This is a genomic window from Dermacoccus sp. GAS27A (genome assembly GCF_044909235.1).
GTDB lineage: Bacteria > Actinomycetota > Actinomycetes > Actinomycetales > Dermatophilaceae > Dermacoccus > Dermacoccus nishinomiyaensis.
In genome coordinates this window covers 62,710-74,441 of record NZ_JBIYDW010000004.1, presented here as the reverse complement: position 1 = coordinate 74,441, position 11,732 = coordinate 62,710, and the positions used below count along the sequence as shown (strand labels likewise).

Annotated in this window: 14 protein-coding genes and 1 riboswitch; of the genes, 2 read left to right on the top strand and 12 right to left on the bottom strand. The window is 71.2% G+C overall.

Going from position 1 to position 11,732, the window contains the following annotated elements:
• The first annotated feature begins 14 nt into the window (after window positions 1-14).
• Window positions 15-659, top strand: coding sequence for a TIGR03085 family metal-binding protein (locus ABH936_RS05485; protein ID WP_404602785.1), 645 nt, complete (start codon window positions 15-17; stop codon window positions 657-659).
• A gap of 21 nt (window positions 660-680) precedes the next feature.
• On the opposite strand, the gene hisF is transcribed toward ABH936_RS05485, so the two are convergent.
• Window positions 681-1,433: an imidazole glycerol phosphate synthase subunit HisF gene (hisF, locus tag ABH936_RS05480; protein ID WP_038568477.1), complete on the bottom strand. Its 753-nt coding sequence runs from the start codon at window positions 1,431-1,433 to the stop codon at window positions 681-683.
• Between the two features lie 48 nt (window positions 1,434-1,481).
• On the opposite strand from hisF, the gene ABH936_RS05475 reads away from it, so the two are divergent.
• Window positions 1,482-2,096: an AAA family ATPase gene (locus ABH936_RS05475; RefSeq protein ID WP_051805920.1), complete on the top strand. Its 615-nt coding sequence runs from the start codon at window positions 1,482-1,484 to the stop codon at window positions 2,094-2,096.
• Between the two features lie 7 nt (window positions 2,097-2,103).
• On the opposite strand, the gene ABH936_RS05470 is transcribed toward ABH936_RS05475, so the two are convergent.
• The 11 genes from ABH936_RS05470 to fmt all read right to left on the bottom strand — a co-directional run bounded on the left by ABH936_RS05470 (window position 2,104) and on the right by fmt (window position 11,689).
• A complete protein-coding gene (locus ABH936_RS05470) occupies window positions 2,104-2,577 on the bottom strand; it encodes a PH domain-containing protein (RefSeq protein WP_038568479.1) in 474 nt (157 codons plus the stop codon).
• Between the two features lie 21 nt (window positions 2,578-2,598).
• Window positions 2,599-3,444, bottom strand: coding sequence for an ATP phosphoribosyltransferase (hisG, locus tag ABH936_RS05465; RefSeq protein ID WP_038570985.1), 846 nt, complete (start codon window positions 3,442-3,444; stop codon window positions 2,599-2,601).
• Window positions 3,445-3,458: 14 nt separating this feature from the next.
• The gene (locus ABH936_RS05460) at window positions 3,459-3,722 is read right to left on the bottom strand and encodes a phosphoribosyl-ATP diphosphatase (RefSeq protein ID WP_006943831.1); all 264 of its coding nucleotides are present in this window, start codon (window positions 3,720-3,722) and stop codon (window positions 3,459-3,461) included.
• Window positions 3,723-3,781: 59 nt separating this feature from the next.
• The gene (gene ribH, locus ABH936_RS05455) at window positions 3,782-4,273 is read right to left on the bottom strand and encodes a 6,7-dimethyl-8-ribityllumazine synthase (RefSeq protein ID WP_038568481.1); all 492 of its coding nucleotides are present in this window, start codon (window positions 4,271-4,273) and stop codon (window positions 3,782-3,784) included.
• An 84-nt stretch (window positions 4,274-4,357) separates the two neighbouring features.
• Window positions 4,358-5,593, bottom strand: coding sequence for a GTP cyclohydrolase II (gene ribA / locus ABH936_RS05450; RefSeq protein WP_404602784.1), 1,236 nt, complete (start codon window positions 5,591-5,593; stop codon window positions 4,358-4,360).
• Between the two features lie 60 nt (window positions 5,594-5,653).
• Complete coding sequence (locus ABH936_RS05445) at window positions 5,654-6,346, bottom strand: nicotinamide mononucleotide transporter family protein (protein ID WP_144694905.1); 693 nt, start codon at window positions 6,344-6,346, stop codon at window positions 5,654-5,656.
• On the bottom strand, window positions 6,343-6,999 hold the full coding sequence (locus ABH936_RS05440) for a riboflavin synthase (RefSeq protein WP_144694907.1): 657 nt from the start codon (window positions 6,997-6,999) through the stop codon (window positions 6,343-6,345). Before ABH936_RS05440 ends, ABH936_RS05445 begins: the two co-directional genes overlap by 4 nt.
• On the bottom strand, window positions 6,999-8,021 hold the full coding sequence (gene ribD, locus ABH936_RS05435; RefSeq protein WP_404602783.1) for a bifunctional diaminohydroxyphosphoribosylaminopyrimidine deaminase/5-amino-6-(5-phosphoribosylamino)uracil reductase RibD: 1,023 nt from the start codon (window positions 8,019-8,021) through the stop codon (window positions 6,999-7,001). Before ribD ends, ABH936_RS05440 begins: the two co-directional genes overlap by 1 nt.
• Window positions 8,022-8,210: 189 nt before the next feature.
• Window positions 8,211-8,341: riboswitch (FMN riboswitch) on the bottom strand.
• 81 nt (window positions 8,342-8,422) lie between these two features.
• Complete coding sequence (gene rpe / locus ABH936_RS05430; protein ID WP_038570995.1) at window positions 8,423-9,097, bottom strand: ribulose-phosphate 3-epimerase; 675 nt, start codon at window positions 9,095-9,097, stop codon at window positions 8,423-8,425.
• Between the two features lie 5 nt (window positions 9,098-9,102).
• Window positions 9,103-10,572, bottom strand: coding sequence for an RsmB/NOP family class I SAM-dependent RNA methyltransferase (locus tag ABH936_RS05425; RefSeq protein WP_038568489.1), 1,470 nt, complete (start codon window positions 10,570-10,572; stop codon window positions 9,103-9,105).
• Window positions 10,573-10,753: 181 nt separating this feature from the next.
• Window positions 10,754-11,689, bottom strand: a complete 936-nt coding sequence (gene fmt, locus ABH936_RS05420) for a methionyl-tRNA formyltransferase (protein WP_115296155.1) — start codon at window positions 11,687-11,689, stop codon at window positions 10,754-10,756.
• Window positions 11,690-11,732: the final 43 nt, after the last annotated feature.

Sequence of the window (11,732 nt, the reverse complement as noted above, 5' to 3'; positions counted from 1 at the left end):
GACAACATTGCGGCATGCGCAAGTATGCCCAAGCCGAACGTCATGCCCTGTGCGACACCGCCCTGCGCCTCGGCCCGGACGCGCCGACGCTGTGCGTCGGCTGGAATGTCAGGGATCTCATGGCACACCTCGCGATGCGTGAGCGCCGCCCGGAGGCCCTCGGTATCCTCGTGCCCCAGGTGCGCGACGCGTCCGAACGCACCCGGGAGCGCTACGCGTTGCGCCCGTTCGAGGATCTCGTCGACATGGTGCGCAAGGGTCCGCACGAGTTCTCGCCGTTCCGCATCCCCGCCGTCGATGCGCACGCGAACCTGCAGGAGTACTTCATCCACCACGAGGACATCCTGCGCGCTCAGCTGCCGGCCGCCGACCAGGAGGGCGTCCGCGTGCTGGGCGCCGACCTGCAGAACGCGCTCTACGACGCATTGCCCATGGCCGCGCGGATGACGCTGCGCCGCTCGGCGATGCGCGTCGCGGCGCTGTGCCCGGGGCACGCGCCGCTGGCGCTCAACTCGCCGTCGGAGCCGATCGGCGAGTTCATCGTCGCCGGCCAGCCGAGCGAGGTGCTGCTGCACCTGGCCGGGCGGATGAGCTTCGTCGAGTTCGAGGGCGAGCCCGACGACATCAACCGGTTCGTCGCCGAACCGCGCGGCATCTGAGCGTGAGCGCACGACGGAGCGTCAGCGCACCGGGTGCCCCGCCGCCGCAAGGGCACCCTTGACGTCACCGATCGTCAGCTCGCCGTAGTGGAACACCGACGCGGCGAGCACCGCGTCAGCGCCGTGCGCGACGGCCGGCTCGAAGTGCTCGACGGCGCCCGCGCCGCCGCTCGCGATGAGCGGGACGCTGACCTCGCGGCGCACCGCGTCGACGAGGTCGAGGTCGAAACCGGCCTTCGTGCCGTCGGCGTCCATCGAGTTGAGCAGGATCTCCCCCGCGCCCAGCGCCTCCGCGCGAGCACACCATTCGACGGCGTCGAGGTCGCTCGCGCGACGCCCACCGTGCGTCGTCACGACGTAGTGGCCATCGACGCGGCGCACGTCGGCCGACAGGACGAGCACCTGCGCGCCGAACCGGTCGGCGATCTCCCCGATGACCTCGGGGCGGGCGATGGCGCCCGTGTTGATGCCGACCTTGTCGGCGCCGGCGCGCAGCAACCGGTCGACGTCGTCGACCGTGCGCACGCCTCCCCCGACCGTCAGCGGGATGAAGACCTGCTCCGCGGTGCGCGAGACGACGTCGTACGTCGTCGAACGATCCGAGGAGCTCGCCGTCACGTCGAGGAACGTCAACTCGTCGGCGCCCTGGGCGCCGTACTTCGCGGCGAGCTCGACGGGGTCGCCCGCGTCGCGCAGGTTCTCGAAGTTGACGCCCTTGACGACGCGGCCGGCGTCGACGTCGAGGCACGGGATGACACGCACGGCAACAGTCATGGCACCAGATTAGAGGGCACGGCGACGCAGCGCCGATAGGTTTGATCCGTGGATGACGCTCGCGCCGGCTCGCTCTCGGCCCCCGTGCGTCCCGAGGCCGCCGCCCTCGCGTGCGTGCCGCACGTCGAATACGACGACGCCCTCGCGCACGTCGAGGCGCGGATGACGCGCCCGCGCTGGCTCGTCACGATCGACGGCCGCTCCGGCTCGGGCAAGACGCAGCTCGCCGGCGCTCTGCACGATCGTCACGCGGACGCCCAGATCGTCCACCTCGACGATCTGTACCGCGACTGGGACGGGCTGTCGGCGGGGCTCGTGCGGGCCCGTCACATCGCCGAGCAGTGGTCACGCCACAACGCGAGCACCTACCTGCCGACCCACTGGCCGGGCACGGCGGCGCGAGGACGCGTCACCGTCACACCCGATCGTCCGCTCATCGTCGAAGGCGTCGGCGCGACCTGGGTCGGACGTTCGCTCGCCCACGCCGCCCTGTGGCTGGAGGCCGAGCGCGAGACGCGCAGACGGCGCGCGCTGGAGCGCGACGGCGAGACGTTCGTGCCTTACTGGCTCGCGTGGGAGTTGCAGGAGGACGCCTGGTTCGCGGCGCACCCACCGCGCCCGGACGCGCTCGTTCCCGTGCCGGACGACCCCATTCGGGGCTGAACGAGCGTCAGTCGTGCGCGCCCGCCGCGGCCGCGGCACGCTGACGAGCGACCTCGACGAGGGCCGCGAGGCGCGAGGCCTCCGCCTCGGCCGACGGGCCGTCAGCACGCTGGATGGCCATGACGGCGAGCTGCTCGGTGTCGGCGAGGTCGAGCGTCGCCCAGGCCCGCCCGCCGCCGAACTGGACGCCGAGGATCTCGGCCCACTCGATCTCACGCGTGAGGATGAGGTTGCGCACCTTGAGACCGCGCTCGTTCGGCACGGCCTTGACCAGCCCCCAGCGCGACAGCATCCAGCCGATCGCACACCCGAGGAAGAACAGCGACCACTTGTCCGTCGTCGTCCACCCCGTCGCACCGCCACCGGGCACGAGGACGAACGCGACGATGCCGAACACGACGACGGACAGCGCCGCCGCGGTGAACGCCATCGCCCGCCCGCGTCGCGGGACGAAGGGACGGTAGGCGTCGACGTCACTCATGGTTGCTCCTCGCGGGTTCGACTACAGGCGGCAGGCTGCGATGTCGGTGACGAGGATGGCACGCGCGCCGAGCGCGTACAGCTCGTCCATCACGTGGTTGATGACCTTGCGGTTGACCATCGCGCGCACCGCGACCTTGTTCGGGTCGTGCAGCGGCGAGACGGTCGGCGACTCGAGCCCCGGCGTCAGCGCCGCGGCGCGTTCGACGAGGGAAGCTTCGATGTCATAGTCCATCATGACGAAGTTGCGGGCCGTGAGGACACCTTCGAGGCGACGCACGAGCGTCAGTGCGGCGTCACCGACTTCGCGCGCGTCCGGGCGGATGAGGACGGCCTCACTCGTGAGGATCGGCTCGCCGAAGACCTCGAGGCCCGCGTTGCGCAGCGTCGTGCCGGTCTCGACGACGTCGGCGATGACGTCGGCGACGCCGAGCGTCACGGCCGTCTCGACGGCGCCGTCGAGACGTACGACCTCGGCCTCGACGCCGTTCTTGGCGAGATCGGCCCGCACGAGGCCGGCGAACGACGTCGCGATGCGGCGCCCCGCCAGCTCGCTGACGGACGTCGCGACACCCGGGCGGCCGGCGTAGCGGAACGTCGAACCGCCGAAGCCGAGCTGCAGGTGTTCGACGGCGCTCGAGCCGGAATCGAGCAGCAGGTCACGCCCGGTGATGCCGAGGTCGAGGGTGCCCGAACCGACGTAGACGGCGATGTCCTTGGGGCGCAGGAAGAAGAACTCGACGTCGTTGTCGCGGTCGACGACGACGAGTTCCTTCGACTCGCGACGCCCGCGGTAGCCCGCTTCCTTGAGCATCGACGCGGCGGATTCGGACAGGGCGCCCTTGTTGGGCACGGCAACGCGCAGCATGGAGGACCCTTCGATCACAGGTGGGAGTAGACGTCGTCGAGCGTGATGCCGCGCTCGAGCATGAGCACCTGCAGGTGGTACAGCAACTGGCTGATCTCCTCGGCGGCGGCGGCGTTGCCCTCGTGCTCGGCGGCCATCCACACCTCGGCGGCCTCCTCGACGATCTTCTTGCCGATGAAGTGGACGCCCGCGTCGAGCTCGGCGACGGTGCCCGACCCTTCGGGGCGCGTGGCCGCCTTCTCGCTCAGTTCTTCCCACAGTTGCTCAAAGCTCTTCACGGTGCCCAAGGCTACCGGCTGCGTTCGCGCCGGGCCGACAGCGCCCGGCGTCGCGCCGCTCACAGCGTCGCGGCCGGAAGCTGCAACGAGCGCAACGTCATCTCCGTGACGACGGCCGCCGTCGCCGCCTCGTGACCCTTGTCCTCGCTCGAACCCTCGAGGCCCGCACGATCGAGCGCCTGGGCGTCGGTGTCGCACGTGAGGACGCCGAAACCGATCGCCTTGCCGGTCGTGACGCCGATCTGCGTCAGCCCGTCCGTCGCGGCGCTGCAGACGTAGTCGAAGTGCGGAGTGCCACCGCGAATGACGACGCCGAGCGCGACGAGGACGTCGAAGTGCGGCGCGAGGCGCGCGCAGGCCGCCGTCAGCTCGAACGTGCCGGGCACGCGCACGAGCGTCACGTCGTCGTCACGCACGCCGGCGTCGGCGAGGCCGCGACGGGCGCCGTCGATGAGGCCGTTCATGACCTGCTCGTGCCAGCTCGCCGCGACGACGGCGACGCGCAGGCCCGCCGCGTCCGTGCTGAGGGTGGGGGCTCCGTGGCCGCTCATGATGTTCTCCTTCGATCGATCTGCAGTGGTGGTTCGTGCGTGCGGGTGGTGTGCCGGGCAGGTGGTTCCGATGCGACGCGCGGTTCACGCGTCGAACGTGTGCCCCATGCGCTCGCGCTTGGTGCGCAGGTAGGAGGCGTTCTGGACGGTGCGCCCCGCGATGAGCGGCACCGTCTCGACGACGTCGATCCCGTGCTCGATGAGCTCGCGTACCTTGGCCGGGTTGTTCGTCAGCAGCCTCACCCGTTCGATGCCGAGGTCGCGCAGAATCGCTGCGGCGGCGCCGTATTCGCGCGCCTCGATCGGCAACCCCAGGTTCGTCTGGGCGTCGACGGTGTCGGCGCCGGCGTCCTGCTGGGCGTACGCGCGGATCTTGTTGAGCAGGCCGACGCCTCGGCCCTCCTGCCCGCGCAGGTAGACGACGACGCCGCCCTCACGCGCGACGAGCCGCTGCGCCTCGGCGAGCTGCGGGCCGCAGTCGCAGCGCAGCGAGCCGAGCGCGTCGCCCGTCAGGCATTCGGAGTGGACGCGCACGAGCGGCACGTCATCACCGTCGGTCGGCGCGACGAGCGCGAGGTGCTCGGCGCCGTTCTCCCGATCGGCGTAGGCCTCGACGCGGAACGTTCCGACCTGCGTCGGCAGGTCGGCGCTCGCGACGTGTTCGACGCGGTCGTGGCGGCTCCGCCACGCGATGAGCTGCTCGATCGTGATGACAGCGAGGCCCTCGCGCTGCGCCAGCTCGATCGCGCCGGGCAGCCGCATCATCGCGCCGTCGTCGTGGACGAGTTCGACGATCATCGCGACCGGTTCGAGCCCGGCGAGGCGGCACAGGTCGACGGAGGCCTCGGTGTGCCCGTCGCGCTCGAGGACGCCGCCCGGCTTGGCGCGCAGCGGGAAGACGTGCCCGGGGCGCGTCAGCGCGCTCGGCTCGGTGCTCGGGTCGGCGAGCAACCGCAGCGTCAGCGCGCGGTCGGCTGCGGAGATGCCGGTGTGCACGCCGTCCTTCGCGTCGACGGAGATCGTGTAGGCGGTGCCCTTCGGATCCTCGTTGCGCGACACCATCGGGGGCAGCAGGAGGCGGTCGGCGATCGCGTCCGGCATCGGCGCGCAGATGACCCCGGAGCTGTGCCGGATCGCCCACGCCATCCACTCGCGCGTCATCGTCGCGCCGGACATGACGATGTCGGCCTCGTTCTCGCGGTTCTCGTCGTCGGCGACGAGCACCGGCCGTCCGAGCCGCAGTTGCTCGAGCGCGTCCTCGATGCTCGACAGCGCCAGCGGCGTCTCCTCGGGCGTTGCGGCGCTGGGTGCGGCGCTCATCAGGCTCCCTCTCGTCTCGGTTTTCATCGTCTCGGTCTGCTTCGACGGGCTGTGCATCGCTCAGGCCGCTTCCATCTCGCGTTCGGCGAAGCTGTGGGGGCGTGAGATGCGCACCCACTGCACGAATCCGACGACGACGAGGGCTGCGTAGAGCGCGTACAACACGGCGCTCGGGTAGTACTTGGAATAGATGAGCTCGGGCACGCCGACGGCGTCGACTGCGATCCACATGAGCCAGAAGTCGTTCCAGCCGCGCGCCATCGCGAACGTCGCGAGCAGGGAGCCGACGAAGATCCAGGCGTCGCACCAGAAGTACCACCACGGCGCCGGCCAACCCGCGCCGATCAGCGTGAAGATCCAGTGCACGACGACGACGCCCGCGCCCCAGGCGAGCAGGTAGCCGATGCGCTGGCTCGTGCTCGCCCAGTGCGGCGTGACGGCCTCACCGCTCGTGCCGTCGCGGCGGCTCGCGCGCCACACCCACCAGCCGTACAGGCTCGTGATGATGAAGAAGATCTGCCGCCCGGCCTGACCGAGCATCGGCGCGCGATCGTCCATGCCGAACACGAGCCCGGCGAACACGGTGAACAGCAGCATGTTGCCGATGATGCCGACCGGCCACGCCCACACCTTGCGGCGCATGCCACCGATCGCGGACGCCATCCCGAACGCGTTGCCGATGATCTCGCGCCACGTGATCTGCGCACCGCCGATCGTCAGGTGCGCCGAGTAGGCCTGTTCCCAGATGCTCATGCGCGCCCCTCGGAGGCCGCCAGGCGGGCGTCGAGTTCCACGAGACGGATGTCGAGCGCAGCGAGGCGCGGCGCGAGCATCTGCTCGACGTACTTGGCGAGCACGTCGACCTCCACGTTGACGAGATCACCGACGCGGGCGGCGCCGAACGTCGTCAGCTCGAGCGTCGTCGGGATGAGGCTGACGCTGAACGACGCCTCCTGGCGCGAGGCGACCGTGAGCGACACGCCGTCGAGCGTCACCGAACCCTTCTCCACGACGTAGGGCGCCAGGTCGACGGGCAGGTCGAAACGCACGACGCTCCAGCGCTCCCCCGGTTCGATGGCGGTGATGCGGACGGTCGCATCCACGTGGCCCTGCACGACGTGACCGCCGAACCGTGCCTGCGCGCTCATGGCGCATTCGAGGTTGACCCGGCTGCCCGGCACGAGCGCGCCCAGGCTCGTGCGATCGAGCGTCTCCTTCATGACGTCAACGCTGAAACGCTGCTCGTCGAACGTGGTCACCGTCAGGCACACGCCGTCGACGGCGATGCTGTCGCCGTGGTGGGCGTCGTCGAGGACGGCGGCGCCCGCGATCGTGAGGATCGCCGCGTCGGCGGTGTGCTCGATGCGCTCGAGCGTGCCGGTCGCTTCGATGATTCCGGTGAACATCAGATCTCCTTCGTGGGACGCAGGCGCAGGCGCAGGTCGGTGGTGGGCGGTTCGTTCGAGGGCAGCGTCGTGGCGTCGACGAGGTCGAAGCGGCGGGCCTCCGCGATCGTCGTAATGTCGAGGTCGGCGGCCGCGGGGCGGCCCGCGCCGAGCAGGGCGGGGGCGAGATAGGCGACGATCTCGTCGACGAGCCCGGCACGCAGGAACACCGCGGCCAGCGTCGGTCCACCTTCGAGCCAGACGGCGTGAATGCCGCGCGCGTGCAGCGCGGCGAGGACGTCGGTCGGGCTCTGCCGGGGCAGCACGAGGGTGGAAGCGGCGTCGTCGAGCACGCGGGCGGTGTCGGGGATCGGGGTGTCGCCGACGACGACGCGCAACGGTTGCTGCACCCCCGCGCGTCCCTGGGCGTCGCGGACTGTGAGCTGCGGGTCGTCGGCGAGAACGGTGCCGGTGCCGACGACGATCGCGCCGTGCTCGGCACGCTGCGCGTGGACGTCGACGCGCGCGACCGGGCCGGTGATCCACTGGGACGTGTGGTCCGACGCCGCGCTGAACCCGTCGAGGGTCGAGGCGTACTTCCAGCGCACGAACGGGCGCGCGTGGGTGACGGAGAACGTCCAGTCCGCGTTGAGGTCTCGGCTCGCAGCCGCGAGGGTGTCGTCTTGTTCGACGGCGACGCCTGCCTCGCGCAGGATCTGCGCTCCCCCGGCGGCCGCGCCGTTGGGGTCGGGTTGGCCGAAGACAACACGGGCGACGCCGGCGCGGATCAGAGCGCGCGCGCACGACGGGGTGCGCCCGGTGTGCGAGCAGGGTTCGAGGGTGACGTACGCCGTCGCGCCACGCAGGTCGACGCCCGTCGCGATCGCTTCGTTGATGGCCGCGGCCTCGGCGTGCCACGTGCCCGCGCCGCGGTGGTAGCCCTCCGCGAGGATGACGCCGTCAGCGTCGACGACGACGCACCCGACACGAGGATTGGGGTCGACACGCGGCGATAGCGCAGCCAGCTGCGCGGCGCGCTCCATGGCGCTATGACGCTCGAGTCTCACGAGATGCCTTCCGGTCCGATCGAACAACCGATCACCGGGGCACGAGAAAGCTGACGCCCGCCGCACCCCACGAAGGCGCCGACGACATCGGCCGAAACGCCACGCGCGATGCCCTCAGGCACGCCGCAACGGCTCGTCGGCCGCCCGCGCAGAGCGCGAACAACCGCGTGCAACCTCCCATCCGGACTTTAACCGTCGGTCTCGGAATCTCACCGAGTCAACCGACCCCTGTCGAAGCGGGCCGGGTCGCGGACTTTCACCGCCGGCTAGGAATTTCACCTACCCCGGGTACACGCCCAACATGTTACTCCTTCGCGCTCTTCTGCGCGTCTTCCCTCGCAAGCTCGCCCACCCCGCTCGGTGCGACACACGTCAGTTCAGTGCGCGTGCCCCGCAGCCAGGGCACGCAGCTCGTCGATCGCGGCGGCAGCGGACTCGGCACCGTAGACGGCCGATCCCGCGACGAAGGTGTCGGCACCGGCTTCGGCGCACTGCTCGATCGTCTTGGCCGAGACGCCGCCGTCGACCTGCACCCACACGTCACCGCCGTGCGTGCGGATGCTCTCGCGCACCGCGCGCACCTTCGGCATCTGCTCCGCCATGAACGACTGGCCACCGAAGCCGGGCTCGACCGTCATGACGAGCACCATGTCGAGCTCGGGCAGCAGATCTGCGTACGGCTCCCACGGCGTGTTCGGCTTGATCGCCATCGACGCGCGAGCTCCGGCCGCGCGGATGTCGCGTGCGAGCTTTTTCGGGTCGGCCGCGGCCTCGACGTGGAACGTCACGCTCTTGCACCCGGCCTCGGCGTAGGCGGGCGCCCAGCGGTCGGGGTCGTCGATCATGAGGTGCGCATCGAGCGGGATCGGGCTCACCTTCAGCAGCGACTCGACGACCGGCAGCCCGAGCGTCAGGTTGGGCACGAAGTGGTTGTCCATGACGTCCACGTGCGCCCAGTCGGCGTTGTTGATGGCGTCGAGCTCGCGTTCGAGGTTGGCGAAATCGGCGGAGAGGATGCTCGGCGAGATGCGGACGTCACGGGCGTCGGTCATGCGGGTCACTTCTTTCTCAGGAGGGCGAAGAACATGGCGTCGGTGCCGTGCAGATGCGGCCACAACTGGACGGACGGCAGGTCGCCGACGCGCTCGATGGGCTCGTCGAACGCGTCGCGGAACAGCGGCCAGGCGTCCTCCTGGACGACGTCGTCGCGCCGTCCGAGCACCTCCGCGACGACGGCGAGGGTCTCTGCGGGGTGCGGCGAGCACGTCGCGTATCCGATGACGCCGCCCGCACGCGTCGCGTCGATCGCGGAGTCGAGCAGTTCGACCTGCAGAGCGGAAAGTTCCGCGACGTCCGAGGGTTGACGGCGCCAGCGCGACTCGGGGCGACGGCGCAGCGCGCCGAGGCCGGTGCAGGGCGCGTCGAGCAGCACGCGGTCGTAGGTGCCGGGCTCCTCACGACCGAGGTCGCGCCCGTCGCCGGTGCCGATGTAGATCTCCGCGCCGTCGTCGAGCAGCGCGCGCAGGGTGCGCCGCACGAGGTCCGTGCGGTGCTCGCTCGCCTCGTTGCAATAGAGGACGTCGCCGCGCAGGTGCGCGACCGCGCCGAGCAGCGCGGCCTTGCCGCCGGGGCCGGCGCACAGGTCGAGCCAATCCTCGCGTGCGTCATCGCCCGATGCCGTGCGCGGCGGCACGTCAGCGTCGGCGAGTGCGAGGGCGAGCAGCTGCGAACCTTCGTCCTGCACCGCAGCCCTCGTCTGCCGGATCGCGGGAATGTTCGCGGGGTCACCGAACGGCAGCACCGCACCGACCGGCGACAGGTCGCTCGCCTCGGCTCCGGATGCGACGAGCTCGTCGACGGTGGCAAGGCCCGGGCGGGCGACGAGGCTGACGCGCGGAGGCGTGTTGTCGGCCTCGAGCAGCGCGTCGAGTGCGTCGTCGAGGCTCGCTTGACCGTCCCCGCCCGCGGCTCTGTGGCCGCGCAGCGACTGGCGCAGCGCCGAGACGACCCAGCGCGGATGGGAAGTCGCGACGGCGCGCACCTCGTCGGCGTCATCGACACTGCGCGTGAGGTCGGCGATCCACGTCTCACGGTCGCGCTCCCCCGCGCGTCGCAGGACGGCGTTGACGAAACCCGCCGCACCCGAGCCGGCGTGCTCGCGGGCGAGGGCGACGGTCTCCGACGTGGCGGCGTGGACGGGCACACGCATCGACAGGATCTGGTGCACGCCGAGGCGCAGCACGGCGAGCACGACCGGGTCGATCTGCGACGGCGCGCGACCCGAGCCCGTCTCGATGACGCGGTCGTAGAACCCCTGTCGACGGATGGTGCCGAGGGCCAGCTCCGTGGCGAACGCCGCGTCGCGGCCACTCAGATCATGGCGCGTGAGGACCTTCGGCATCTCGAGGTTGGCGTAGGCACCGTCGTCGACGGCGCGCAGGACGGCGAGCGCCGCACTGCGGGCGGGATCACCCGTGCGCCGGCGCGCTGACGGCGCCTGCTCACTGCGGTGGCCCGCGCCGCGCAAGCGCGCATCCGAACGCTGACGGCCCCGCGCGTCACGGCGATCGTCGCGTGGAGGTTGTTCTCCACGACCGGCGCTCCGCTGCGCGCCTCGGCCGTCGCGCCCGGGGCCGCCCATACGTCGTTCGTCACGGCCGCCCTGTCCGCCACTCTGGCGGCTGGAGCCGCTGCCGCCGCGTCGTTCGTCACTCACCGAAGCTCTCGCCTTCGTTCAAACGCAGCCCGCGCGCCCAGTCGGCGGCACGCATGACCTTCTTGCCGTGCGGCTGCACCTCGAGCAGTTCGACGACGCCGCCGAGTGCGCCGGCGAACACCTGCGTCTTCGTGGCGTGCAGCTCGCCGGGTGTCAGCGGCGGGCACCCGTCGGCGTCGGCGAGGCGGCTGCGCAGCAGCTTGACGCGCTCACCACGCAGCATCGCCCACCCCCCGGGCGCCGGAGACGCGCCGCGGATACGGCGGTCGACGGCGAACGCGGGCACCGAGAAGTCGAGACGCACGTCGTCGACCTGGATCTTGGGCGCGAGCGAGACACCGTCGCGAGGTTGCGGAATCGGCGTCACGTCACCGTTCGCGAGGGCGTCGAGCGTCGACACGAGCAGGGACGCACCACCTTCGGCGAGGCGTGTCAGCAGGTCGCCGGAGGTGTCGGTGGGGCCGATCGCCTCCGTCATCGTGCCGAAGACGGGCCCGGTGTCAAGCCCCTCCTCGAGCAGGAACGTCGAGGCGCCCGTCACGTCGTCACCGGCCATGAGGGCGTGCTGCACGGGTGCGGCGCCACGCCAGGCGGGCAGCAGCGAGAAGTGCAGGTTGATCCAGCCGTGCCGCGGAATCGCGAGCACCGACGGCGGGATGAGCCCGCCGTACGCGACGATCGGCGCGGCGTCGGGCTCGAGTTCGCGCAGCCGCGCGACGAAGTCGTCGTCGGACGGTTTCGTCGGCGTCAGCACCTCGAGGCCTGCCTCGAGCGCGAGCTCGTGCACCGGCGACGGCGACGTCTTGCGCCCGCGCCCCTGACGCGCCTCGGGGCGCGTCACGACGGCAACGACCTCGTGGGCCGAATCGAGCAGGGCCCGCAACGACGGCAGAGCCGCCTCCGGGGTTCCGGCGAAAACTACGCGCATCGGCTGGTGGGCCCTTCGTCGGTTCGAGCGGGCGGCTCGCGCA